This window comes from Brevundimonas sp. KH_058, assembly GCF_057838505.1.
Window position 1 is genome coordinate 3,165,270 of sequence record NZ_CM174469.1, and the last position, 23,309, is coordinate 3,188,578.

Sequence of the window (23,309 nt, forward strand, 5' to 3'; positions counted from 1 at the left end):
CCGCTATTCGCATTCCGCCCCGAACCCCGGCGCGCGCAGGGCCAAAAGGATCGACGAGCGGGCCTTCTGTGTGATCGCGTCCGATCCTTGCAGCACGCACCCGACCGCCGTGTTCGAGTTGGGCGCCAGCAGTCCATAGGTCAGGCCCTCGGCCGCCAATCGCGCCTGCGCGCCCTTCAGCATTTCGACGGCGGTGGCGACGCGGGCGGGGTCGTTGGTGATGCGGGTCATCTCGTGCAGGGCTTCGCCCGAACTGGGGAAGTCATAGGCGTTCGGGTCGAACGGCGCGATCTCGGCCGACAGGCGTTCGGGATGGGTGTCGATGCCGAACTTGGCGTTCTGGCTGGCTGAAAAGGCGATGGCCGGCCCGCTCTCGGGCACCACTAGAATATAGGCGTGGCGCGGAAACAGCAGATATTGCGCCAGGAACTTGGTCACAGGCACCAACGGCATGCCGTCCGGCCCCAGAGCGTGGGCGCCGACATAGACGCCTGATGGCACGCTGCGCGCATCGATCCGGCCGTTCAGCTTCAGGATCCGATCCACCATCACATGGTCGAGCAGGAAGACCCCGTCCTCGGCCTCGCGCTCCAGAAACGCATGGATGGCGACGGTATCGGGCGCCGGTCCCAGGTCGCGGCCATAGACGGTGGGAAAGGCGGTCGGCGACATTGGCGTGCCATCCGGCGGGCTGAACCACAGGACGCGCAATTCCTGCACCGTCCGCGCCAGTGGATCCTCGCCCCGGAACGTCGACAGGCTGAGCACCAGATTGACGGCGGCGAACATAGCGACGAAGCCGACCATCCCCTGCCCCACGATCACCGCCCAGCGCCGCCAGCCGTGCAACGGATGGCGGGCATGACGCACTCGCTTAAGCAGACGGCGCGCGCGCGTGGGTTTGTCAGACATGGGTTCCCCCGAGCATTCAGGCGCGCAGAAAATGCGCCCGAACGGTCAAGGTTGCATCAGACCCGCAGGACGACCGTTTCGACGATGGGACGACGATCCCAGATCTGCTGGCTGGCCTTTTTCAGCACCCGGGCGACGGCCTGTTCGATGACCATTTCGTCGTCCAGCGCATCGCCCTTCAGACCCTTGATCACCTGCTCGACCCGCTCGGCCAGCTTGTCCAGCGCATCGCCCAAGGGCGTGCCGGTGTCGCCGGGCAGGCCCACACTGCGGATGTCGATGTCGCTGGCGATACGGCCGCGCTTGTCCAGGGCGAAGCTGACGATCAGCACGCCGTTGGTCGAGGCGTGACGACGCTCTTTCAAAGCCTCGCCCTGTTCGGTCACCAGCATGCCGCCGTCGACATAGAGACGGCCGTTCGGCACCTCGTCGATGATCTTGGCCGGTCCGGGCGCCAGGCGCACCATGTCGCCGTTGCGGGGCGTCACGGTCTCCTTGATGCCGATGTCCTTGGCCAGGTTGGCGTGTTCCAGCAAGAAGCGGCGCACGCCGTGGGTCGGCACCGCGATCTGAGGCCGGACCCAGTCGTACATCTGCTTCAGCTCGTCACGGCACGGGTGACCCGAGACGTGAATACCGGGGTGATCCTTCTCGGTGTAAAGGCGCACGCCTCGGTCCGCGAGGCGATCTTGCAGATTGCCGATGGCCAGTTCGTTGCCGGGGATCTGGCGCGACGAGAAGATGCAGTGGTCGCCCAAGCCCAACTTCACGACCGGGTGGGTGCCGTCGGCGACGCGCGACAGGGCCGCGCGAGCTTCACCCTGGCTGCCGGTGCACAGGTACAGGATCTGGTCGGCGGGCCAGACGCGGGCCTCTTCGTCCGACAGGAAGGGCTTCACGTCCTGCAACATGCCGACGTGCTTCGCCGCCGCGGTGATCTTGTGCATCGAGCGGCCGGCCAGCGACACGCGACGCCCACAGGCCTCGGCGGCGCGGATGACGCTGTCCATCCGGGCGACGTTGGAGGCGAAACAGCCCACGGCGACGCGGCCCTTGAGGCTGGCGATCAGTTTGGAGATGGCGACGGCGACATCGCCCTCGGACCCGGCGACGCCCGGCACGAACACGTTGGTCGAATCGCAGACCATGGCCAGCACACCCTCGTCGCCCATGGCGCGGATGGCGGGGGCGTCGGTCTTCTCGCCGATGATCGGCTGGTCGTCGATCTTCCAGTCGCCGGTGTGGAACACCATGCCCAGCGGGGTGTCGATGGCTAGGCCGCTCGGCTCGGCGATCGAGTGGCTCATGTTGACGAAGGTCACGCCGAACGAGCCGACGTCCACGGTCCCGCCCAGCGGCACCTCGATCACCTGGACCTCGTCAAAGATACCGCGCTCGCGCAGCTTGTCCTTGATCAGATAGGCGGTGAAGGGCGTGGCGTAGACCGGCGCCTTGATGCGCGGCCACAGCCAGCCCAGGGCGCCGATGTGATCCTCGTGCGCGTGGGTCAGCATGATGCCCTTGATGTTCTCCCCTTCCAGGAAGGCGGGATCGGGCACGATCACGTCGACACCAGGCGTGGACAGGTCGCCGAAGGTGACGCCGACATCGACGATCAGCCATTCACGATTGTCCGCCGGGCCAAAGCCATAGGCGTTGAGGTTCATACCGACTTCGTCGGAGCCGCCCAGAGGCAGGAAAACGAGTTCGTCTTGGTTTTGCTTTTTCATTCAATCAGTCAGATGGGCGTTACGACGCCAGATTTCGAGGAGGCCGCGAATAGTTAAATCGGGATCGAAGTGATCGATGCTGTCGGTCGCGCCTTCGAACAGGCTGGCGACGCCGCCGGTGCCGATGACGGTCATGGGCCGCGCCCATTCCGCTTTGATGCGCTGGACCAGGCCTTCGATCAACGAAATATAGCCCCAGAAGACGCCGGATTGCATGGCCTCGACCGTGCCTTTGCCGATGACGTGTTCCGGTTTCTGGATGGCGATGCGCGGCAGTTTCGCCGCCGCCTCATGCAAGGCCTGAAGCGACAGATTGATGCCCGGCGCGATCAGGCCGCCTTCGAAAGCGCCGTCGCCGGACACGATGTCGAAGGTCGTCGCCGTGCCGCTGTCAATCAGCAACAGGTCGCCAGGATATATCAGCGACGCCCCGACCGCGTTGACAAGCCGGTCGGCGCCGGCCTCGCTGGGCTTTGCGATCCGCACCTCAATGCCCAGCTCGGCGTTCTCGCCGATGACCAAGGGTTCGATGTTCAGATAGCGCCGCGCCAGATTGCGCAGGTTGAAGATCGACTGCGGCACGACGCTGGAGATGATGCAGCCGCTGAGGGCGGCGAAATCCAGCCCCTTCATAACCATCAGCTGGTTCAGCCAAACGGCGTATTCGTCCGCCGTGCGGCTGGCCTCGGTCGCGGCGCGCCACTGGGCGATCCAGTCCGAGCCGTCGTGGACCGCGAACAGCGTGTTGGTGTTGCCCTGCTCGATCGCCAGCAGCATTAGGCGGCCTTACCGAAAAACACGTCGCCAGCGGAGATGAGGCGCACCGAGCCGTCAGCCAGACGCAGGCGCAGCGCGCCGTCCGGCTCTACGCCCTCGGCCAGGCCTTCCAGGGTTTCATTATCCAGTCGAGCCACGCACGGGCCGTTCAGCCCGGTCAGGCGGCTGGTCCAGGCGTCCAGCACCGGCTCGAACCCCATCGTCTGCCAACGGCCCCACCAGACGGCGAAGGTCTCGGCCAGTATTTCGGCGGCTGCCTCAATGGGCGGCGCGAAAGCGAGGTCGTCACGAAGTTTTTCCGCGATCGCCGCCGAGGCCTTTTCGGTGCCCTCCGGCGCGTGGGTCAGGTTCACGCCGATGCCGATGGCCAACCACAGCCCGCCTGACGCATGCGCGCCGCTTTCGACAAGAATGCCGCACGCCTTACGATTATCCAGCAGCACGTCATTCGGCCATTTGATCGAGACCAGAGCCGGCGACACGAAGACGTCCAACAAATCGGCGACGGCCAGGGCGGCGATGAAGGTCGCCTGAGCGGCCTCGCGCGGTGTCGCATGAACCCTGATCAGCAGGGTCGCAGCCAGGTTGCCGGGCTTGTCGATCCAGCCTCGTCCACGGCGCCCCCGACCCGCCGTCTGACGACGGGCGATGATCCACTTGGGGCCGACCTCGCCGGCCTCAGCCAGCCGTCGGGCTTCCGACAGCGTCGAGTCGATCTCGTCGAGGATGACCAGGGGGACGGCCGTCAACGCCCTACCCGTTCCCGAAGCCGGCGCTCGCAACCTTGGTCAGCGGCTCCAGCCAGGTCAGGCCCACGATCACCAGCGGGAAGGAGAAGGCGGCGCACGCCCACCCGATCCACTTGGCCTCGACCGGCGCGGCATCGGTGACGATCTCGTCCAGCGGCGGATCGAACCACATCAGCTTGAGGATGCGCAGATAGTAGAAGGCGGCCACGACCGAGGCGACCAGACCGGCGGCCGCGACAGGCCACAGGCCGGCGTCGGCGGCGGCGCCGAATACATAGTACTTGCCCCAGAAGCCCGAGAACGGCGGCATGCCCAGCACCGACAGCGACAGGATGGTCAACGCCACGGCCGTCAACGGACGATCTTTCTTCAGACCAGCGAGGTCGGCGATGCGACGGATCGGACGGCCCGACTTCGACAGGCTGAGCAGGATGGCGAAGAAGCCCAGCTGGTCGATGACATACAGGGTCATGAACATCAGCATGGCCTGCAACCCCTCGGCCGTGCCGGCCGCGATGCCCAGAAGCGCATAGCCGATGTTCGCGATCGACGAATAGGCCAGTAGGCGCTGGATGTCCTTCTGCGCCAGGCCGCCGAAGGCGCCGACGACGAAGCTGATCAGGGAAATGGCGATCAGGACCTGCGACCATTGGGCGTGGGCGTCGCCGAAGCCGTGTTCCAGCGTCCGGGCGATCAGGACCATGGCTGCGACCTTGGGCGCCGTGGCGAACAGGGCCACGACCGGGGTCGGCGCGCCCTCATAGACGTCGGGCGTCCACATGTGGAACGGCGCGGCGGAGACCTTGAACGCCAGGCCGCAGATCAGGAAGACCAGGCCGAACACCAGTCCCGGCCCTGGATTGTCCGAAGCGACAGCGGCGATGTCCTCGAACCGCATCGAACCGGCGAAACCGTAGATCAGGCTGGAGCCGTAGAGCAGCAGGCCCGACGACAGGGCGCCCAGGACGAAATACTTCAGGCCGGCTTCCGACGCCTTGACGTCGTTGCGGTGGAAGGCGGCCAGCACATAGAGGGCCAGCGAATGCAGCTCGATCCCGACATACATGGAGATCAGGTCGCCCGAGGACGCCATCATTCCCATGCCGACAGAGGCTAGCACGATCAGGACCGGATATTCGAACTTGGCGATGCGCGTGCGCTTCATCCAGCCGTCGCCCAGCACGACCGCCACCGCGGCCGACAGATAGATCAGGCTCTTGGCGTAGATGGCCAGCGGATCGGCGACATAGGCGCCGTTGAAGGCGACGCCCCAGGGCCCGACTATAGAGATGACGGCGGCGGCGATCAGCAGCAGGACCGACAGGATCGACACCAGACGGGCGCTCTTGTCGCCGATGAAGGCGCCGACCATCAGCAGGACCAGGGCGCCGACCGCGAGGGTGACTTCCGAGGCGGCGAGATGCAGGGCGGAGGATAGATCAGGCATCTTTAAGTCTCACCCGCCGATCGCGGCGCGATACGCGCTGGTCAGGGCCTCGACGGCAGGCCCGGTGTAATCGAGGACGGAGGTCGGATGGACCCCCAGCCAGATGGTGCCGACGATCAGCGGCACGAACAGCAGCAGTTCGCGCTTGTCGATGTCGGTGATGGTCTCAAGCTTCGGATTGGTGATCTCGCCGAACATGACCGCACGGTACAGGGTCAGGGCATAGACGGCCGAGAAGATCACGCCCGAGGCCGCGACCAGGGCCGCCCAGGTCGAGGCCTGATAGGCGCCCGTCATGGTCAGCACTTCACCTACGAAGCCCGAGGTGCCCGGCAGGCCGACGTTGGCCATGGTGAACATCAGGAAGATGGCCGCATACCAGGGCATCCGCGACGTCAGGCCGCCGTAGAAGGCGATTTCTCGGGTGTGCATCCGGTCGTAGACGACGCCGACGCACAGGAACAGCGCGCCAGAGATCAGGCCGTGGCTGATCATCTGGAAGATGGCGCCCTGCATGCCGACATCGTTGCCCGAGAAGATGCCCAAGGTGACGAAGCCCATGTGGGCCACGGACGAATAGGCGATCAGCTTCTTGATGTCCGTCTGACGCCAGGCGACCAGCGACGTATAGACGATGGCGATCACCGACAGGGTGAAGACCAGCGGGCGGAACATCTCCGACGCCATCGGGAACATCGGCACGTTGAACAGGATGAAGCCGTAGCCGCCCAGCTTCAACAGGATGCCGGCCAGGATGACCGAACCGGCCGTCGGCGCCTGAACGTGGGCGTCGGGCAGCCAGGTGTGGACCGGCCACATCGGCATCTTGACCGCGAACGAGGCGAAGAAGGCCAGCCACAGGATGGGCTGAACGGCCGGGTCGAAGGCGAAACGCTTCAGCTCGGGAATGCTGGTCGTGCCGGCCTCGTGCGCCATCCACAGCATGGCCAGCAACATCAACACCGACCCCAGCAGGGTATAGAGGAAGAACTTGTAGGCGGCGTAGATCCGGTTCGCCCCGCCCCAGATGCCGATGATCAGGAACATCGGCACCAGGGTGCCTTCGAAGAAGATGTAGAACAGGAACAGGTCCAGCGACGTGAACACGCCGATGACCAGCGTCTCCAGCACCAGGAAGGCGATCATATATTCGACGACGCGCGTCTCGATCGACTTCCAGCTGGCCAAGATGCAGATCGGCATCAGGAAGGCCGTCAGCAGGACGAACAGGACCGAGATCCCGTCGACGCCCAGATGATAGCTGGCGCCCGCGAACCACGGGACGAATTCGACAAACTGATAGCCGGTGTTTGCCGGATCAAAACCGGCGACCATCACGACCGAAACCGCCAGCGCGACCAGGGTCGTGATCAGGGCGATCCAGCGCGCGGTCGGAGCGGCTGCGTCGGCCGACTTGAAGGTCAGCCGGGCGACGAAGATCGCCAGGGCGCCGATCAGCGGCAGGAATGTAACGAGGCTCAGGATGTAGGGCACGAGATCAGGCTCCCCACGCGAGGATGGCGAAGGTGAGCAGACCGGCGACCCCCAGCAGCATCACGAAGGCATAGTGATAGACATAGCCTGACTGGATCTTGGCCAGTCGAGCGGCGGATTTCAGCGACACCCAGGCGGCGCCGTTCGGGCCGAGACCGTCGATGATCTTCACGTCGAATATCTTCCAGAAGAAATCGCCGATGGCCTTGAAGCCGCGCACGAAGACAATGTCGTACAGCTCGTCGAAGTACCACTTGTTGTAGAGGAAGCGGTAGATGACGCCGTCCCGCTCGGCCATGCGACGGCCCATGCCCTCACGAGCGACATAGATCCAGTAGGCGAAGGCCGTGCCGGTCAGGGTCAGGATCAGCGGCGACCACTTCACCCAGGTCGGCACCGAGTGGCTGTCGTGCAGGACGTGGTTGTTTTCACCGACGAAGATGGCTCCGCGCCAGAACTCGGCCTGGTGGTGGCCGATGAAGTGTGGCGCGAAGACGAAACCGGCGGCGACGGCGCCGACCGACAGCAGAATCAGTGGAACCAGCATCACCCACGGGCTCTCGTGCGGCTTAAGCGGGCCGTGATGACCGTGGTCGTCTTGCGCGTGATCGTCATGGTGATCGCTGACCGGCTCGGAGTGCGTCTCCAGCTGAGTGTGCGAGGCGTGATCATCCCCGTGATGGGCGGCGTGATGCGCATCGCCCTCTTCCTTCCACACAGGCTTGTTGTGGAAGGTCATGAAGACCAGGCGCCACGAATAGTAGGCCGTCAGACCGGCGGCGATGATGCCGACGAAGAAGGCGAACAGGCCGATCGCGCTGTGGCCGTTGGCGGCCGAGGCGTAGGCGCTCTCGATGATCGAGTCCTTGGAATAGAAGCCGGCGAAGCCGCCGACGCCGGGGATGCCCAGGCCGGTGATGGCGATGGTGCCGATGGTCATCACCGCGTAGGTGACCGGCAGCAGCTTCCACAAGCCGCCCATCTTCCGCATGTCCTGCTCGTGATGCATGCCGTGGATCACCGAACCGGCGCCCAGGAACAGCAGAGCCTTGAAGAAGGCGTGCGTGAACAGGTGGAACATGGCCGCCTGATAGGCGCCGACGCCGGCCGCGAAGAACATGTAGCCCAGCTGCGAACAGGTCGAATAGGCGATGACCCGCTTGATGTCGTTCTGGGTCAGACCGACCGTCGCGGCGAACAGGGCCGTGATCGCGCCGATGATGGCGATGATCTGCGACGCGCCCGGCGCATACTCATAGATCGGCGACAGCAGGCAGACCATATAGACGCCGGCCGTGACCATGGTCGCCGCGTGGATCAGGGCCGACACAGGCGTCGGGCCTTCCATCGCGTCCGGCAGCCAGGTGTGCAGGAAGAACTGGGCCGACTTGCCCATGGCGCCGATGAACAGCAGGAAGCCCGCCAGATCCAACGCGGACCATTGGACGCCCAGGAACTCCCACGTCGTGTTCGCCTTGGTGGCGACTATCGGGAACAGTTCCGAGAACTCGATCGTGCCGTACATCCAGAAGATCGTGATGATGCCCAGGACGAAGCCGAAGTCGCCGACGCGGTTGACGACGAAGGCCTTGATGGCGGCGGCGCTGGCCGTCGGTTTCTTGAACCAGAAGCCGATCAGCAGATAGGACGCCAGGCCCACGCCTTCCCAACCGAAGAAGATCTGCATGAAGTCGGCGGCCGTCACCAGCGCCAGCATCATGAAGGTGAACAGCGACAGATAGGCGAAGAAGCGCGGACGGCTGTCGTCCTCGGACATGTAGCCCCAGGAATACAGGTGGACCAGCGAGGACACGCTGGTGACCACGATCAGCATGGTCGCCGACAGGGCGTCGATGCGGATCGACCAGGCCGACTGGAAGTCGCCCACATTGATGAAGGGCGCCAGGCGGATGGTGAAGGGCTCCAGATGGCCCCAGGTCCATTGCCCGAACACCGTCCAGGCGACGGCGCACGAGAAGAACAGCAGACCGGTCGTGATGGCCTGCGACGGGATGTCGCCAAGCCGGCGACCGAAGAAGCCGACAATGGCCGCACCCAGCAGCGGGGCGAATATCCCGAGAATGACGAGGGTATGGAAAGTCACGCTCAGCCCTTCATCACGGAGGCGTCGTCCACGGCGATGTCGCCGCGGTTACGGAAGAAGGTCACCAGGATCGCCAGGCCGACTGCGGCCTCGGCCGCAGCGACGGTCAGGACGAACATCGCCATGATCTGCCCGCTGATCTCGTTCAGATAGGTCGAGAAGGCGACGAAGTTGATGTTCACCGCCAGCAGGATCAGTTCGATCGACATCAGGATGATGATGACGTTCTTGCGGTTCACGAAGATGCCGAACACCCCGATGGTGAACAGGATCGCGGCGACCGTCAGATAGTGGGTCAGACCGATCATCAGAGAAGCTCCTCGGCGCTGACGCCCTCGCCCGTTGCGGCGGGCTTGATCTCGACCGACTTGCGGCGGTCGCGGTTCACCTGATCGCCGGGGTTCTGGCGTTTGATGTGCGGCTTGTGGCGCAGCGTCAGGGTGATGGCGCCGATCATCGCGATCAGCAGCACGATCCCGGCCGCCTGGAAGAAGTAGACGTAGTCCGTGTAGAGCACGCGACCGATGGCCTCGACATTGGTGACGCTGGCATCCGGCGCGCCCGGCCCCGGCAGGCCCGCCGCCGCCCCGCCCTGAACCACGGCGACCGAGACGATGATCATCTCGACCAGCAGCACGGCGGCGACGATCGCCCCCAGCGGCAGATAGCGCGCGTAGCCTTCGCGCAGCTTCAGGAAGTCCACGTCCAGCATCATGACGACGAACAGGAACAGCACCGCGACCGCGCCGACATAGACGACGACCAGCAGCATCGCCAGGAATTCGGCGCCGAGCAGGACGAACAGACCGGCCGACGAGAAGAAGGCCAGGATCAACCACAGCACGCTGTGCACGGGATTGCGCGCGGTCACGACCAGAAGGCCGGAAACCGTGGCGACCGCCGCCAGCAGATAGAAGGCTATGCCTTGCAGCATGTCGGGACGAAGCCCCTTTCGTATCGGCCGCGACCCCATTTGGGAATCGTCGGCCCGTTCAAGCGAGAAGCGCCTTAGCGGTAAGGCGCGTCGAGTTCCAGATTCTTGGCGATCTGCCGTTCCCAGCGGTCGCCGTTATCGAGTAGGCGTTGCTTGTCGTAGAGCAGCTCCTCGCGCGTCTCGACGGCGAATTCGGAGTTGGGCCCCTCGACGATGGCGTCCACCGGGCAGGCCTCCTGGCACAGGCCGCAGTAGATGCATTTGACCATGTCGATGTCGTAGCGGGTCGTGCGGCGGCTGCCGTCGGCGCGCGGTTCGGCCTCGATGGTGATGGCCTGGGCCGGGCAGATGGCTTCGCACAGCTTGCAGGCGATGCAGCGTTCCTCGCCGTTGGCGTAGCGACGCAGCACGTGTTCGCCACGGAAGCGAGGCGACTGCGGGTTCCGCTCGAACGGATAGTTCACAGTCATCTTCGGCCGCGCCATGTATTTCAGCGACAGGCCGATGGCGCCGATGACGTCCAGCATCATCGCGCCCTTGGTCGCCTGGACGATACGGGTGAACATCAGGGCTTATCCTTGGGGGCGGGCGTCGTCTTGGGGGCGGTCTGGGGAGCGGGCTGGCTAGCGCGCCAGTCCTGTTCGATGCGGTCCTGGCGTTGCTGCCACTGATAGCTCGACTCGGGCATGCGCGAATTATCGGGCGCGCAGGCGCCCGTCACGGTCAGCAGGCCGAAAGCGATGACAAGACCCTTCATCACGATCCCACCACGAACACGCGCCACGCCGAGACGATCACGACCGCCACCAGCGAGGTCGGCAGGAAGATCTTCCAGCCCAGGCGCATCAGTTGGTCATAGCGATAGCGCGGAACGAAGGCCTTCACCATCGAGATGCAGACGAACCAGAAGACCGTCTTGGCCATGAAGGTCAGCAGATAGATCGTATAGGCGATCCAGGCCGGCAGGCTGTCGAGGAAGGACTGCGACAGGAAACCAGGGTTCCAGCCGCCGAAGAACAGCAGGCTGATCATCGCCGACATGAAGACGATGTTGACGTACTCGCCCATCATGAACAGCAGGTACGGGGTCGAGCTGTATTCGACCTGATAACCGGCGACCAGTTCGGACTCGGCCTCGGGGAGGTCGAACGGGGGGCGGTTGGTCTCGGCCAGGGCCGAGATGAAGAAGATGATCGACATCGGGAACAGGATCACGACCAGCGGCCAGGTGTCCTTGCCGCCTCCGAAGGCATACCAATTCCAAGCGTAACCGCTCTGGCTGGCGACGATCTCCGACAGGTTCATCGTCCCGGCCAGCAGGATCACATTGATGATGATCAGGCCCAGCGAGACTTCATAGGACACCATCTGTGCCGCCGAACGCAGCGAGCCCAGGAATGGATACTTCGAGTTCGAAGCCCAGCCGCCCATGATGATGCCGTAGACGCCCAGCGACGAGACCGCGAAGATGTACAGGATGCCGACGTTCAGGTCCGACACCACCCAGCCAGGCGCAAACGGAATGACCGCCCAGGCCATGAAGGCCAGGATGACGGTGATGATCGGGGCGATGATGAAGACCGCCTTGTCCGCGCCGGCCGGGATCACGACCTCCTTCAGCACGAACTTGATCATGTCCGCGAAGGATTGAAGCAGACCAAAGGGGCCGACGACGTTCGGACCCTTGCGCATCTGCACCCCGGCCCAGACCTTGCGGTCAGCCAGCAGCAGGAAGGCGACGGCGATCAGCACGCCGACCGTGATCAGCAGGACCTGACCGACGGTGATCAGCGTCCAGCCCAGAGGCGTGGCCCAGAAGGAAACGGGGTCCATGGCTTACTCCGCCGCCATTGCGACCGGGGCGATCCGCAGGGCGGACAGCTCGGCCATCGTCGCGCTGGCGCGCGCTATCGGATTGGAAAGATAGGGGTCGGTGATCGCCGAGGCGAACACCCGGTCACCCAAATCACCCTTGGCGCCCAGAGCCGCAACGTCGAAAGACGCCGGCGCCGGCAGATAGTCGATCCGGCCGAAGGTCGGATGATCGCCCATCAGCTTGGCGCGCAGTTGCTCCAGCGTGTCGTAAGGCAGGGTCTGATCGACGCGAGCCGACAGGGCGCGGATGATGGCCCAGTCTTCCTTGGCCTCGCCCTTGGGGAAGACGACGCGTTCGGCCATCTGCACCCGGCCCTCGGTGTTGACGTACAGGCCCGACTTCTCGGTGTAGGCGGCGCCCGGCAGGATGACGTCGGCGCCATGCGCCCCGCGATCGCCGTGGCTGCCCAGATAGACGCGGAAGGCGTTCGAGCCGGTCGGATCGACCTCGTCGGCGCCCAGCAGGAACAGCACGTCCAACGCGTCCGGCTTCAGCATCTCGGCGACCGTCAGGCCGCCTTCAGCGGGCACAAAGCCCATGTCCAGACCGGCGACGCGCGACGCGGCGTGGTGCAGGACGTTGAAGCCGTTCCAGCTGTCGGTCACGACGCCGACCTTTTTCGCCAAGGCGCCCAGGGCGTTCAGGACGGCCGGGCCGCCCTCCCCGTTCAGCGCGCCGGAACCGACGATGATCGCCGGACGCTCGGCCTTGGTCAGGAAGTCCAGCGCCGACTTGGGCAGCTTGCCCAGGGTCTGCGAACCGGCGCCCAGATAGGCGTAGTCGAAGGTCAGGTCGGCCTGTTCGCCGATGACGCCGATCTCGACGTCGCCCTTGATCCAGCTCTTGCGCAGACGCGCATTCAGCAGCGGCGCCTCGATGCGCGGGTTCACACCCACGATCAGGATGGCGTCAGCCTTTTCAATGCCTTCCAGGCCGGTGTTGAACAGCCAGCCTTCGCGCGGGCCATAACCCAGGGCGGCGCCGTCCTGGCGGCAGTCGGTGTTGTTCGAGCCCAGGGCGCGGAACAGGTCCAGCGTCGCCTTCATCGACTCGGCGTCCTGCAGATCGCCGGCGATCACGCCGATACGGTCGGCCGGGGCGGCCTTCAGCTTGGCGGCGACGGCGTCCAGCGCTTCGTTCCACGATGCGGCGCGCAGCTTGCCGTTCTCGCGAATCCACGGGCGGTCCAGACGACGCGCGGTCAGGCCGTCGACGACATAGCGGCTCTTGTCCGACAGCCACTCTTCGTTGATGCCCTCGTTGACGCGCGGCAGGACGCGCATCACCTCGGAGCCACGGAAGTCGGCGCGGATGTTCGAGCCCAGGGCGTCCATGACGTCGATGGTCTCGGTCTTCTTCAGTTCCCACGGACGATAGTGGTACTGCCACGGACGGTGCGTCAGGGCGCCGACCGGGCAAAGGTCGTTGACGTTGCCCGACAGTTCCGAGGCGACCGACTTCTCCAGATAGGTCGTGATCTCGGCGTCCTCACCGCGCGAGATCATGCCGATGTCCGGCACGCCGGCGACTTCGGTGATGAAGCGGACGCAACGCGTGCACTGGATGCAGCGCGTCATGAAGGTCTTGATCGTCGGACCCATGACCTTTTCTTCGACCGCGCGCTTGTTCTCGGCATAGCGAGACCCGTCGCGGCCATAGCCCATGGCCTGGTCCTGCAGGTCGCACTCGCCGCCCTGGTCGCAGATCGGGCAATCCAGCGGGTGGTTGATGAGCAGGAACTCCATCACCCCTTCGCGGGCCTTTTTGACCATCGGCGTGTCGGTGAAGATTTCCTGACCTTCGGCGGCCGGAAGCGCGCACGAAGCCTGCGGCTTGGGCGGTCCAGGCTTCACCTCGACCAGGCACATGCGACAGTTGCCGGCGATGGACAGGCGTTCGTGGTAGCAGAAACGCGGAATCTCCTGCCCCGCGCGTTCGGCGACCTGGAGCACGGTCATGCCGGGCTCGAACTCGGTTTCGACGCCGTTGACCTTGGCGATAGGCATCAGCGAGCCTCTTGCTTGGCGGCGGGAGCCGCCATTTGTACATCAACGGACATAGACTGGCCGTCGCGGAACAGGCCCGCGCCGTCAGCATCCGCCCGGCATTCGAATTCCAGCCTGCCACCATCCACCGGCGCGCGCCACGACACCTGGGCCGTGCGTTCGTTGGTGGCGGTGAAGGCGACGGCGTCGCCTTCCTGGCCATACATGCGGTTCACCACGTCGCGGCAAGCCGCTTCGAGGTTCGCCGGAGCCGCTGCGATCGCGACAGGCGCGACATCGGCCATCGACGCCGTGGCAGCGGCGGGAGCGGTCGGAGCCTCAGGCGCAGCCTTGTCCGCCTCGCCGCAGGCGGCGAGGGTCGGCAGGATCAGCAGAAAGGCGGCGACTTGGCGCATCATCACTCCGCAGCGATGGCGTGGCCGGCGAAATTCGCGCGGCGGCTGCGGTAGGTGGCGATCCGCTCTTCGATCTCGTGACGGAAGTGACGGATCAGGCCCTGCACAGGCCAGGCGGCGGCGTCGCCCAGGGCGCAGATGGTGTGGCCCTCGACCTGGCCGGCGACGTCCAGCAGCAGGTCGATTTCCGACGGATCGGCCTCGCCCAGAGCCATCCGCTCCAGCACGCGCCACATCCAGCCGGTGCCTTCGCGGCACGGCGTGCACTGGCCGCAGCTCTCGTGCTTGAAGAAGTAGCTGATGCGGGCGATCGCCTTCACGATGTCGGTGGACTCGTCCATGACGGTCACGCCGGCGGTGCCCAGCGACGAGCGAACCTCGCGCATGGAATCGAAGTCCATCAGGACCGTCTCGGCCTGTTCGCGCGTGATGACCGGGCAGGACGCGCCGCCAGGGATGATGGCCTTCAGATTGCCCCAGCCGCCGCGAACGCCGCCGCCGTGATCCTCGATCAGCTGACGCAGCGGGATCGACATGGCCTCTTCGACCACGCACGGCGTGTTCACATGGCCCGACAGGGACATCAGCTTGGTGCCGGTGTTGTTCGGACGACCGAAGCTGGCGAACCAGTCGGCGCCGCGACGCAGGATGGTGCCGACGACGGCGATCGACTCGACGTTGTTCACCGTGGTCGGGCAGCCGTACAGGCCCGCGCCGGCCGGGAACGGCGGCTTCAGGCGCGGCTGGCCCTTCTTGCCTTCCAGCGATTCCAGCAGGGCCGTCTCTTCGCCGCAGATATAGGCGCCGGCGCCGTGATGGATGTAGACGTCGAAATCCCAGCCGTGGACATTGTCCTTGCCGATCAGCTTGCCTTCGTAGGCCTGCTTGACGGCGGCTTCCATGCGCTCGCGCTCCAGCACGTATTCGCCGCGCAAGTAGATGTAGCAGGCATGGGCCTGCATCGCGAAGCTGGCGATCAGCGCGCCTTCGATCAGCAGGTGCGGATCATGACGCATGATCTCGCGGTCCTTGCAGGTCGCGGGCTCGGATTCGTCGGCGTTGATGACCAGGTAGTGAGGACGATCCTTCACTTCCTTGGGCATGAACGACCACTTCAGGCCGGTCGAGAAGCCCGCACCGCCACGGCCGCGCAGACCCGAGGCCTTGACGTTGTTGATGATCCAGTCGCGCCCAAGGTCCAGCATGTCCTTGGTGGCGTTCCAGGCGCCGCGGTTCTTCGCCCCGTCCAGCGTCCAGTCCTGGAAGCCGTACAGGTTGGTGAAGATGCGATCCTTGTCTTCGAGAATGCCGATCATGGCCCTCAGAGTCCTTCCGCCAGACGGCGCTTGTGGTGGCGGGTGCGCATCCAGATGGCCGCAATGACCATCACCCAGCCCGCCGCCAGCATGAAGTAGGAGAGATTGACCGCCCACGGTCCGACCGCGCCCTGACGCGACATCAGGATCAGCACGGCGGCGCCGACGACCATGGCCAGTCCGCCCGCGCGCAGCGGACGCCCGACATTGCGCAGTTCCTTGCGATAGGCCGCGCGGCCTTCGTCGGTGCTCAGATCAGGCGGCGACATCAGGCCGGCGCCTTCTCGACCGGAGCCGGGTCGCTGTTCGGCAACTTCTTGATCGGCTTGGCGGCCGAGCCGTCGTAAAGCGCGGCGTCCAGCAGCGTCTTGGCGCCACCCGCCGGTTCCGACGTAATGCGACCGGCATAGGAGCCAGGCTTCGGTGTCTTGCCGGCGGCGAAATCGTCGATGATCTGACCGATGGTCTCGGGCGTCAGGTCTTCGAAATAATAGTCATTGATCTGGGCCATCGGCGCGTTGGAACAGGCGCCCAAACATTCGACTTCCTGCCAGGTGAAGCGGCCGTCGACGGACAGATGATCCTTGGGACCGATCTTTTCCTTGCAGACCTTCATCAGCTCATTGGCGCCGCGCAGCATGCACGGCGTCGTGCCGCACACCTGGATCAGCGCGGTCTTGCCGACCGGCTCCAGCATGAACATCGTATAGAAGGTCGCGACCTCCAGCACCCGGATAAAGGGCATGCCCAGCAGTTCGCCGACGGCGCGGATGGCGGGCTCGGAGACCCAGCCTTCCTGCTTCTGCACCAGCCACAGGACCGGGATCACCGCCGACTGGCGACGGCTTTCCGGGTATTTCTTGATCCACCATTCGGCCTTGGCCGTCGTGTCGGCCGTAAAGGCGAACGAGGCGGGCTGTTCCTTGGCGAGACGACGAACGCTCATCGGTCCACTTCTCCGAAAACGATGTCGAGCGAGCCGAGGATGGCGGACACGTCGGCCAGCTGGTGGCCGCGGTTCATCCAGTCCATCGCCTGCAGCGAGCGGAAGCCCGGCGCCGAGATCTTCACGCGATAGGGTTTGTTGGTGCCGTCCGACACCAGATAGATGCCGAACTCACCCTTGGGCGCCTCGACCGAGGCATAGACCTCGCCCTCGGGCGTCTTGAAGCCCTCGGTGTACAACTTGAAGTGATGGATCAGGGATTCCATCGAACGCTTCATCTCGCCACGACGCGGCGGAACGATCTTGTTGTCCTCGATCATCACCGGCTCGCCGGGGCAGTTGCGCAGTTTATGGATGCACTGTTCCATGATCCGCACCGACTGCTTCATCTCTTCGATGCGCACCAGATAACGGTCCCAGCAGTCGCCGTTCTTGCCGACGACGATGTCGAACTCCAGCTCGGCATAGCACTCATAGGGCTGCGACTTGCGCAGGTCCCAGGCGATGTTCGATCCACGCAGCATCACGCCGGTGAAGCCCCACTCCAGGGCCTGTTCCTTGGACACCACGCCGATGTCGACGTTGCGCTGCTTGAAGATGCGGTTCTCGGTGACCAGGCTTTCGATGTCCTTCAGCGCCGGCGGGAACTCGTGGCACCAGCGGCCGATGTCGTCGATCAGATCCATAGGCAGGTCCTGGTGGACGCCGCCCGGACGGAAGTAGTTGGCGTGCAGACGGGCGCCGCAGGCGCGCTCGTAGAACACCATCAGCTTTTCGCGTTCCTCGAAGCCCCAGAGCGGCGGCGTCAGGGCGCCGACGTCCATGGCCTGGGTCGTCACGTTCAGCATGTGCGACAGGATACGGCCGATTTCCGAATACAGGACGCGGATCAGCTGCGCCCGGTACGGAACCTCGATGCCCAACAGCTTCTCGATGGCCAGGCAGAAGGCATGCTCCTGGTTCATCGGCGCGACGTAGTCGAGACGATCCAGATACGGCACGTTCTGGAGGTAGGTGCGCGCCTCCATCAGCTTCTCGGTGCCGCGGTGCAGCAGGCCGATGTGCGGATCGACGCGCTCGACGATCTCGCCGTCCAGCTCCAGCACCAGGCGCAGCACGCCGTGCGCGGCCGGGTGTTGCGGACCGAAGTTGATGGTGAACTTGCGGTCTTCCATGTCGCGCGCGTGGGCGGTGCGCGTGTCGAGTTCGTCGTCGAACACATCGACGCCCAGCGGCAGGGTGGGGTTTCCGTCAGCCATTACGCCTGGCCTCCCGCCTTCTCGTCGCCCGGCAGGACCGGCGCGGGGTATTCGGCGCCTTCCCACGGCGACAGGAAGTCGAACGTGCGGAACTCTTGCGTCAGCTTGACCGGCTCATAGACCACGCGGCGCTGTTCCTCGTCGTAGCGGACCTCGACATAGCCCGTCATCGGGAAGTCCTTGCGAAGCGGATGTCCCTCGAAACCATAGTCCGTCAGCAGGCGGCGCATGTCAGGATGGCCCGAAAAGACCACGCCGTACATGTCGTAGGCTTCGCGCTCGAACCAGTTGGCTGCCGGATAGGCCGAGATGGCCGTTGGCACGGGCTGGGTCTCATCGGTCGACACCTTGACGCGCAGACGCGCGTTCCGGGTCATCGACAGCAGGTGATAGACGACCTCGAACCGCTCCTTGCGATCCGGATAGTCCACACCGCACAGGTCCAGCAGTTGCTGGAAGCCGAACTGATCGCGCAGCGCCGTCAGCACCTCGACGATCCGCTCGCGCGGCGTGACCAGCGTCAGCTCGCCATAGGCGATCTGCGCCTCGACACCCAGCGCACCGACCATCTCGGCGCCCAGCGGCGTTAGGACGGCCTCGTGTTGGGCTTGAACAGCCAGAGAGGTCATCGGTCGATGGTCCCCGTGCGACGGATCTTCTTCTGCAGTTGCAGCAGACCGTAAAGCAGCGCCTCGGCCGTCGGCGGGCAGCCGGGCACATAGACGTCCACCGGCACGACGCGGTCGCAACCGCGCACGACGCTGTAACTGTAGTGGTAGTAGCCACCGCCGTTGGCGCAGCTGCCCATCGACACGACGTAGCGCGGGTCGGGCATCTGGTCGTAGACCTTGCGAATGGCCGGGGCCATCTTGTTTGTCAGGGTGCCGGCGACGATCATCAGGTCCGACTGACGCGGGCTGGCGCGCGGCGCCATGCCGAAACGTTCGACGTCGAAACGCGGCATCGACATCTGGATCATCTCGACGGCGCAGCAGGCCAGACCGAAGGTCATCCACATCAGCGAGCCGGTGCGCGCCCAGTTGATGACGTCGTCGGCGGCGGCGACCAGATAGCCGCGCTCACCGAGCTCCATGTTCACGGCCTCGAAAAACTTGTCGTGGACCTTGGGATCATAGCCCTCGACGGTCGAACGCGCGGCGGCGCCGGCCGGAACCAGCGGCGCGCCGGATGCCGTGACCAGGGTCGTCGGCGTGGAAGCGGCGACTACTCCCATTCCAGGGCTCCCTTCTTCCATTCGTATATGAAGCCGATGGTCAGCACGCCCAGGAAGACCATCATCGACCAGAAGGCGAAGATCATGCCGCCGTGCGACAGATCGAACATCGACACCGCCCACGGGAACAGGAAGGCCACTTCCAAGTCGAAGATGATGAACAGGATCGACACCAGATAGAAGCGGATGTCGAACTTCATGCGCGCGTCATCGAAGGCGTTGAACCCGCACTCATAAGCCGACAGCTTTTCCGAGTCGGGATTCTTCGGCGCCAGCACCAGCGGCAGCACGATGAAAAGAATACCGATCAGGGCAGCCACGCCGGCGAAGATGACGACGGGCAGATATTCGAGAAGGAATGCGTTCATTCGAAGAACCTCGTCCGCCGGGGAGAGGCGGGATTCGGCGCTTCTTAGACCCAAGAACGTCGCCGTTCAAACCCCTGCGGACATTGGCTTTTCATTGAGAATGGATCGCAAGTTGGCGCGCCATATGTCGCAGGCCCGACGCTTGCGCGCCACACGTCCGCAAAGCCCTATTGCGAGCCTGATCATGTAACCGAAAGTCATCCGAATGAGCGCAGCCAGCCGCGCCCTGAACGCCGTGGAGCGGATCGGGAATCGCCTGCCCGATCCCGTCTTCCTGTTCCTTTGGCTGATCGGCGGACTGATCGTCCTCAGCATGGTCGGCGCGGGCATGGGCTGGTCCGCCGTCAATCCCGTGACCGGCGATCAGTTGGTCGCCAAGAGCCTGCTGTCGCCCGAGAACCTGGCGCAGCTGATCATCGGCATGCCGCGCACCCTGGCCGACTTCCCGCCGCTAGGGATCGTCATCACCATCATCTACGGCGCATCGGTCGCCGAACGGACGGGCTTGTTCGCCACCGCCATTCGCGGGGCCCTGCTGAACGCGCCGCGCGCAATACTGACGCCGGTCGTGGTGATCACAGGCATGGTGTCCCACCATGCGTCGGACGCTTCTTATGTGGTCGTCATTCCCCTGGCGGCCGTGATCTTCGCCGCGGCGGGCCGCAATCCGCTGGCCGGCCTCGCCGCAGGCTTCGCCGCCGTCTCGGGCGGATACGCCGGCAATCTGTTCCCGGGCGCCAGCGATGCGCTGATCCTGGGCATCACCGAACCGGCCGCGCAACTGATCGATCCGTCCTATTCGGTGAACATCGCCGGCAACTGGTTCTTCATCGTCGGGGTGGTGTTCGTCTTTACCCCCATCGTCTGGTTCCTGACGGATCGCGTGATCGAGCCACGCCTGGGCGTCTGGAAGCCGGCCGAGGGCGTCGCCGCCCCCAACGCCTCGGAAAAACAGCCGCTGACCGCCGCCGAGAAGCGCGGCCTGCGGTTCGCCGGCCTGGCGGTTCTGGGCATGATCGGCCTGTGGGCCATGCTGACCTTCATACCGGGCTCGCCGTTCGTCGATCCCGAGGTCGACCCGGAGCAGAAGTTCAATCCGCTCTACAAGTCGCTGGTCGCCTTCTTCGCCATCACCTTCTTCGTCACCGGCGGGGCCTATGGCGCTGGATCTGGAACGATAAAATCGCACCGCGACATGGTGACGATGATGCGCGACGGCATCGCCCAGCTGGCGCCCTATATCGTGCTCGCCTTCTTCGCCGCCCACTTCGTAGCCATGTTCAACTGGTCGGGCCTCGGACCGATCCTGGCGGTGAACGCGGCGGCCGGACTGAAGACCCTGGCCTTGCCCGCCCCTCTGCTGCTGATCTGCGTCGTCTTCGTCTCCTGCTTCTTTGACCTGTTCATCGGCTCGGCCTCGGCCAAATGGTCGGCCTTGGCGCCCATCGTCGTGCCCATGTTCATGCTGCTGGGCATTTCGCCGGAGATGACGACGGCCGCCTATCGGATGGGCGATTCGGTCACCAACATCGCCACACCGCTGATGAGCTACTTCCCGCTGATCCTGACCTTCGCCCAGCGCTGGGATCCACGATTCGGCCTTGGCTCCCTGATGGCGACAATGCTGCCCTATGCCGGGGCCTTCCTGATCGCCGGTCTGGCCATGGTGGCGGCCTGGGTCGCCTTCGACCTGCCGCTGGGGCCGGGCGTCGGCGTCCACTATGAACCGCCCGCCCCGGCCGTGGCCGCTCAGGAGCCGACCAGCGGCGGCTTGGCAGGCCCGCACAGCCAACCCCAGGCGGCGATCGTCACGCCGTCCACAGCCCCGTCGCGTTGAGGGTCGCGTTTCTCTGAAAAGGTCGCTTGACGCGATGTGTCAGCCCGCCTAAACGACGCCCCTCGCCGGGGCGCACAGCCGCTTCGGCCGGGAAACGCGGGTGTAGCTCAGTTGGTTAGAGTGCCGGCCTGTCACGCCGGAGGTCGCGGGTTCGAGCCCCGTCACTCGCGCCACTCTCTCTAGAAATAGAAGAGTGGCGCACACCGCCTTCCCAAAAAGCTTTCGAAACAGCTCAAAAGTTTCGACCTGATACGCGGGTGTAGCTCAGTTGGTTAGAGTGCCGGCCTGTCACGCCGGAGGTCGCGGGTTCGAGCCCCGTCACTCGCGCCACTTCTTTTCCAGACATAGATAAAAGAAGTGGCGCGCCCCCGTTCTTCGGAAACGCGCCCCATTCAATCGCTGATCGCCGTGCATCTGCACGACCCCATCAATGCAGCGGCAACGCCGTATCCGGGTTCACGAAGGCCGCCTCGCCCGTCAGTTCGCCATAGACCATGCACAGGTCCTCGAACACGCGGTTCCAGGCGAACTGGCTGACCGCCTTCTCGCGCGCCGCCCGACCGATAGCCTCGATGTCGCGCGCGAACAAGGCCTCGACCGCCTGGGCATAGTCGTCGGCGTCGGCGCTGACGGACAACTGCCCCACGCTCTCGTCGACCGTCTCGGCGACACCGCCTGCGTTGACCCCCACCACGGGGCGACCGCAGGCCATGGCTTCCAGCACGATCAGACCAAACGGCTCCTTGTCGTTGGCGTGCACGAAGGCGTCGCAGCTGGCGATGATCTTGGCGACGGCCTTGGGGTCGCTCTCGTAAGGCATGGAGATGACGCGATCTTCCTCGGGCATCCCCGCGCCCGCGCCGACCAGCACCAGATGATAGGGTGCGCCCAGCTTCTGGACCGCCTCGATCAGCACATCGACGTTCTTCTCCTTCGCCGGCCGTCCGGCGAAACATAGCAACCGCGCGTCATCGCCCAGGCCCAGCTTGTTCAGCAGCCATTGGCGATCCCGTCGTTCCGGCCGGAAAGTGTCAATCTCAACGCCTAGCGGTCGGATGACGATATTATCGACGCCGGCCTCCTCAAGCCGCCGCGCGATGAACCGGCTCGGCGAAACCACCCGATCGAACTGGGAAAATAGTTTGGCCCAACGTTTCTCGACCGGCTTCTTGGCCCATTCGCCAAAATGCAGCGCGGCAAGCCCCGCAGGATCGGAGTGGCAGAAGCCGACGACCGGGCATCCGACCCGCTGGCCCGCCTCCAGCGCCCCCTGCCCCGGCGTGTAAGGATCGCCGGCCTCGATGATCGACGGCTTCATCGCCGCGACCCAGGCGCTCCATCGTTTCACCGAACTGGGCCAGCGATAGCCGTCGCCGAACGGTAGCTTGGTCGCCCGCAACTGCACGATCCCGTCGGCACGCGCCTTGTGCCGCGCGCCCGGCACGATCAGCGAATGGCTGACGCCCGGTCGGTTGGATTCGATCCAGGCCTTCTTGGACAGGATGTAACGTTTTACCCCGCCCGAGCGCGGCGCGTACAGCATGGTGGTGTCCACCAGACGCGGCCGCTCGTCCATCGCCGCCGCCTTCAAGGCCCGCAAGGTATCCGCGACTTCCACGTCCAGCCCAGGAATCAGTCGGAGTTCGCTTTCCTGAACGTCGAGGTCTGTCATGCTCATGGGGTGTTCTCGCCTGGTCTGGGCTGTCGAACGCCGAAGGGGTTCGTTGGATGCGTCGCCGGGACGCGGCCTTTAGACCTTGCGACGGCCGTAAACCCCGTCGCGGCAAAGCTCAAGAGCGACGCGCCGCAAAACCTTCCGTATCCACCGCAACGCTCGAAAACCACAGAACACGGGTCCGTTTACAGGCAGGGTCGCAAACTGCTGCGGCCTTGTATTCGCCTCAAATTCGATAAACTTGGAAGGC

At 64.7% G+C, this 23,309-nt stretch carries 23 protein-coding genes and 2 tRNA genes; 3 read left to right on the forward strand and 22 right to left on the reverse strand.

What is annotated here, in order from left to right; all coding sequences use genetic code 11:
- Positions 1 to 3 precede the first annotated feature (3 nt).
- The 21 genes from AC3ISA_RS15625 to AC3ISA_RS15725 all read right to left on the reverse strand — a co-directional run bounded on the left by AC3ISA_RS15625 (position 4) and on the right by AC3ISA_RS15725 (position 19,547).
- On the reverse strand, positions 4 to 912 hold the full coding sequence (locus AC3ISA_RS15625) for a hypothetical protein (RefSeq protein WP_489178602.1): 909 nt from the start codon (positions 910 to 912) through the stop codon (positions 4 to 6).
- A gap of 56 nt (positions 913 to 968) precedes the next feature.
- Positions 969 to 2,642 carry a ribonuclease J gene (locus tag AC3ISA_RS15630; protein ID WP_489178603.1) on the reverse strand — a complete coding sequence of 558 codons (1,674 nt, stop codon included), beginning with the start codon at positions 2,640 to 2,642 and terminating at the stop codon, positions 969 to 971.
- Positions 2,643 to 3,419: a type III pantothenate kinase gene (locus tag AC3ISA_RS15635; RefSeq protein WP_489178604.1), complete on the reverse strand. Its 777-nt coding sequence runs from the start codon at positions 3,417 to 3,419 to the stop codon at positions 2,643 to 2,645.
- Positions 3,419 to 4,168 (reverse strand): biotin--[acetyl-CoA-carboxylase] ligase, encoded by a 750-nt coding sequence (locus tag AC3ISA_RS15640; RefSeq protein WP_489178605.1) that lies wholly within the window; start codon positions 4,166 to 4,168, stop codon positions 3,419 to 3,421. Before AC3ISA_RS15640 ends, AC3ISA_RS15635 begins: the two co-directional genes overlap by 1 nt.
- Before the next feature lie 4 nt (positions 4,169 to 4,172).
- Positions 4,173 to 5,615 (reverse strand): NADH-quinone oxidoreductase subunit NuoN, encoded by a 1,443-nt coding sequence (nuoN, locus tag AC3ISA_RS15645; RefSeq protein ID WP_489178606.1) that lies wholly within the window; start codon positions 5,613 to 5,615, stop codon positions 4,173 to 4,175.
- A 9-nt stretch (positions 5,616 to 5,624) separates the two neighbouring features.
- Entirely contained in the window at positions 5,625 to 7,109 is a 1,485-nt protein-coding gene (locus tag AC3ISA_RS15650) for an NADH-quinone oxidoreductase subunit M (RefSeq protein ID WP_489178607.1), read from the reverse strand.
- Between the two features lie 4 nt (positions 7,110 to 7,113).
- A complete protein-coding gene (nuoL, locus tag AC3ISA_RS15655) occupies positions 7,114 to 9,213 on the reverse strand; it encodes an NADH-quinone oxidoreductase subunit L (RefSeq protein ID WP_489178608.1) in 2,100 nt (699 codons plus the stop codon).
- Positions 9,214 to 9,215: 2 nt separating this feature from the next.
- Entirely contained in the window at positions 9,216 to 9,521 is a 306-nt protein-coding gene (nuoK, locus tag AC3ISA_RS15660) for an NADH-quinone oxidoreductase subunit NuoK (RefSeq protein WP_017503985.1), read from the reverse strand.
- Positions 9,521 to 10,147, reverse strand: a complete 627-nt coding sequence (locus AC3ISA_RS15665; RefSeq protein ID WP_489178609.1) for an NADH-quinone oxidoreductase subunit J — start codon at positions 10,145 to 10,147, stop codon at positions 9,521 to 9,523. Before AC3ISA_RS15665 ends, nuoK begins: the two co-directional genes overlap by 1 nt.
- Positions 10,148 to 10,221: 74 nt before the next feature.
- On the reverse strand, positions 10,222 to 10,713 hold the full coding sequence (gene nuoI / locus AC3ISA_RS15670) for an NADH-quinone oxidoreductase subunit NuoI (protein ID WP_159851118.1): 492 nt from the start codon (positions 10,711 to 10,713) through the stop codon (positions 10,222 to 10,224).
- Entirely contained in the window at positions 10,713 to 10,904 is a 192-nt protein-coding gene (locus AC3ISA_RS15675) for a hypothetical protein (protein WP_489178610.1), read from the reverse strand. The genes nuoI and AC3ISA_RS15675 overlap by 1 nt, the downstream gene beginning before the upstream one ends.
- Positions 10,904 to 11,980, reverse strand: coding sequence for an NADH-quinone oxidoreductase subunit NuoH (nuoH, locus tag AC3ISA_RS15680; RefSeq protein WP_489178611.1), 1,077 nt, complete (start codon positions 11,978 to 11,980; stop codon positions 10,904 to 10,906). Before nuoH ends, AC3ISA_RS15675 begins: the two co-directional genes overlap by 1 nt.
- A 3-nt stretch (positions 11,981 to 11,983) precedes the next feature.
- Positions 11,984 to 14,029 carry an NADH-quinone oxidoreductase subunit NuoG gene (nuoG, locus tag AC3ISA_RS15685; RefSeq protein ID WP_489178612.1) on the reverse strand — a complete coding sequence of 682 codons (2,046 nt, stop codon included), beginning with the start codon at positions 14,027 to 14,029 and terminating at the stop codon, positions 11,984 to 11,986.
- Complete coding sequence (locus AC3ISA_RS15690; protein ID WP_489178613.1) at positions 14,029 to 14,427, reverse strand: hypothetical protein; 399 nt, start codon at positions 14,425 to 14,427, stop codon at positions 14,029 to 14,031. The genes nuoG and AC3ISA_RS15690 overlap by 1 nt, the downstream gene beginning before the upstream one ends.
- On the reverse strand, positions 14,427 to 15,740 hold the full coding sequence (gene nuoF / locus AC3ISA_RS15695) for an NADH-quinone oxidoreductase subunit NuoF (protein WP_489178614.1): 1,314 nt from the start codon (positions 15,738 to 15,740) through the stop codon (positions 14,427 to 14,429). Before nuoF ends, AC3ISA_RS15690 begins: the two co-directional genes overlap by 1 nt.
- Positions 15,741 to 15,745: 5 nt before the next feature.
- Complete coding sequence (locus AC3ISA_RS15700) at positions 15,746 to 16,009, reverse strand: hypothetical protein (protein WP_346495316.1); 264 nt, start codon at positions 16,007 to 16,009, stop codon at positions 15,746 to 15,748.
- A complete protein-coding gene (nuoE, locus tag AC3ISA_RS15705) occupies positions 16,009 to 16,686 on the reverse strand; it encodes an NADH-quinone oxidoreductase subunit NuoE (RefSeq protein ID WP_489178615.1) in 678 nt (225 codons plus the stop codon). Before nuoE ends, AC3ISA_RS15700 begins: the two co-directional genes overlap by 1 nt.
- On the reverse strand, positions 16,683 to 17,861 hold the full coding sequence (locus tag AC3ISA_RS15710; protein WP_159851760.1) for an NADH-quinone oxidoreductase subunit D: 1,179 nt from the start codon (positions 17,859 to 17,861) through the stop codon (positions 16,683 to 16,685). Before AC3ISA_RS15710 ends, nuoE begins: the two co-directional genes overlap by 4 nt.
- Before the next feature lie 83 nt (positions 17,862 to 17,944).
- Positions 17,945 to 18,574, reverse strand: coding sequence for an NADH-quinone oxidoreductase subunit C (locus AC3ISA_RS15715; RefSeq protein ID WP_489178616.1), 630 nt, complete (start codon positions 18,572 to 18,574; stop codon positions 17,945 to 17,947).
- Positions 18,571 to 19,200, reverse strand: coding sequence for a NuoB/complex I 20 kDa subunit family protein (locus tag AC3ISA_RS15720; protein WP_372693886.1), 630 nt, complete (start codon positions 19,198 to 19,200; stop codon positions 18,571 to 18,573). The genes AC3ISA_RS15715 and AC3ISA_RS15720 overlap by 4 nt, the downstream gene beginning before the upstream one ends.
- Positions 19,170 to 19,547, reverse strand: a complete 378-nt coding sequence (locus AC3ISA_RS15725; protein ID WP_463432840.1) for an NADH-quinone oxidoreductase subunit A — start codon at positions 19,545 to 19,547, stop codon at positions 19,170 to 19,172. Before AC3ISA_RS15725 ends, AC3ISA_RS15720 begins: the two co-directional genes overlap by 31 nt.
- 205 nt (positions 19,548 to 19,752) lie before the next feature.
- Between AC3ISA_RS15725 and AC3ISA_RS15730 the strand changes: the two genes are divergently transcribed.
- From AC3ISA_RS15730 to AC3ISA_RS15740, 3 genes are all read left to right on the forward strand, one after another.
- Positions 19,753 to 21,384, forward strand: a complete 1,632-nt coding sequence (locus AC3ISA_RS15730; RefSeq protein WP_489178617.1) for an AbgT family transporter — start codon at positions 19,753 to 19,755, stop codon at positions 21,382 to 21,384.
- A gap of 96 nt (positions 21,385 to 21,480) precedes the next feature.
- Positions 21,481 to 21,557: transfer RNA gene (locus tag AC3ISA_RS15735), tRNA-Asp, on the forward strand.
- Between the two features lie 80 nt (positions 21,558 to 21,637).
- Positions 21,638 to 21,714, forward strand: a tRNA-Asp gene (locus tag AC3ISA_RS15740).
- 97 nt (positions 21,715 to 21,811) lie between these two features.
- Here the strand turns inward: AC3ISA_RS15740 and AC3ISA_RS15745 are convergent.
- A complete protein-coding gene (locus AC3ISA_RS15745) occupies positions 21,812 to 23,062 on the reverse strand; it encodes a glycosyltransferase (RefSeq protein WP_489178618.1) in 1,251 nt (416 codons plus the stop codon).
- Positions 23,063 to 23,309 lie beyond the last annotated feature (247 nt).

What these genes read in the sequence shown, in the direction of transcription:
- AC3ISA_RS15625 (WP_489178602.1), bottom strand. Translation starts at nt 912, where the DNA reads ATGTCTGACAAACCCACGCGCGCGCGCCGTCTGCTTAAGCGAGTGCGT.
- AC3ISA_RS15630 (WP_489178603.1), bottom strand. Translation starts at nt 2,642, where the DNA reads ATGAAAAAGCAAAACCAAGACGAACTCGTTTTCCTGCCTCTGGGCGGC.
- AC3ISA_RS15635 (WP_489178604.1), bottom strand. Translation starts at nt 3,419, where the DNA reads ATGCTGCTGGCGATCGAGCAGGGCAACACCAACACGCTGTTCGCGGTC.
- nuoN (WP_489178606.1), bottom strand. Translation starts at nt 5,615, where the DNA reads ATGCCTGATCTATCCTCCGCCCTGCATCTCGCCGCCTCGGAAGTCACC.
- nuoK (WP_017503985.1), bottom strand. Translation starts at nt 9,521, where the DNA reads ATGATCGGTCTGACCCACTATCTGACGGTCGCCGCGATCCTGTTCACC.
- AC3ISA_RS15665 (WP_489178609.1), bottom strand. Translation starts at nt 10,147, where the DNA reads ATGCTGCAAGGCATAGCCTTCTATCTGCTGGCGGCGGTCGCCACGGTT.
- nuoI (WP_159851118.1), bottom strand. Translation starts at nt 10,713, where the DNA reads ATGTTCACCCGTATCGTCCAGGCGACCAAGGGCGCGATGATGCTGGAC.
- AC3ISA_RS15675 (WP_489178610.1), bottom strand. Translation starts at nt 10,904, where the DNA reads ATGAAGGGTCTTGTCATCGCTTTCGGCCTGCTGACCGTGACGGGCGCC.
- nuoH (WP_489178611.1), bottom strand. Translation starts at nt 11,980, where the DNA reads ATGGACCCCGTTTCCTTCTGGGCCACGCCTCTGGGCTGGACGCTGATC.
- nuoG (WP_489178612.1), bottom strand. Translation starts at nt 14,029, where the DNA reads ATGCCTATCGCCAAGGTCAACGGCGTCGAAACCGAGTTCGAGCCCGGC.
- AC3ISA_RS15690 (WP_489178613.1), bottom strand. Translation starts at nt 14,427, where the DNA reads ATGATGCGCCAAGTCGCCGCCTTTCTGCTGATCCTGCCGACCCTCGCC.
- nuoF (WP_489178614.1), bottom strand. Translation starts at nt 15,740, where the DNA reads ATGATCGGCATTCTCGAAGACAAGGATCGCATCTTCACCAACCTGTAC.
- AC3ISA_RS15700 (WP_346495316.1), bottom strand. Translation starts at nt 16,009, where the DNA reads ATGTCGCCGCCTGATCTGAGCACCGACGAAGGCCGCGCGGCCTATCGC.
- nuoE (WP_489178615.1), bottom strand. Translation starts at nt 16,686, where the DNA reads ATGAGCGTTCGTCGTCTCGCCAAGGAACAGCCCGCCTCGTTCGCCTTT.
- AC3ISA_RS15710 (WP_159851760.1), bottom strand. Translation starts at nt 17,861, where the DNA reads ATGGAAGACCGCAAGTTCACCATCAACTTCGGTCCGCAACACCCGGCC.
- AC3ISA_RS15715 (WP_489178616.1), bottom strand. Translation starts at nt 18,574, where the DNA reads ATGACCTCTCTGGCTGTTCAAGCCCAACACGAGGCCGTCCTAACGCCG.
- AC3ISA_RS15720 (WP_372693886.1), bottom strand. Translation starts at nt 19,200, where the DNA reads ATGGAAGAAGGGAGCCCTGGAATGGGAGTAGTCGCCGCTTCCACGCCG.
- AC3ISA_RS15725 (WP_463432840.1), bottom strand. Translation starts at nt 19,547, where the DNA reads ATGAACGCATTCCTTCTCGAATATCTGCCCGTCGTCATCTTCGCCGGC.
- AC3ISA_RS15730 (WP_489178617.1), top strand. Translation starts at nt 19,753, where the DNA reads ATGAGCGCAGCCAGCCGCGCCCTGAACGCCGTGGAGCGGATCGGGAAT.
- AC3ISA_RS15745 (WP_489178618.1), bottom strand. Translation starts at nt 23,062, where the DNA reads ATGAGCATGACAGACCTCGACGTTCAGGAAAGCGAACTCCGACTGATT.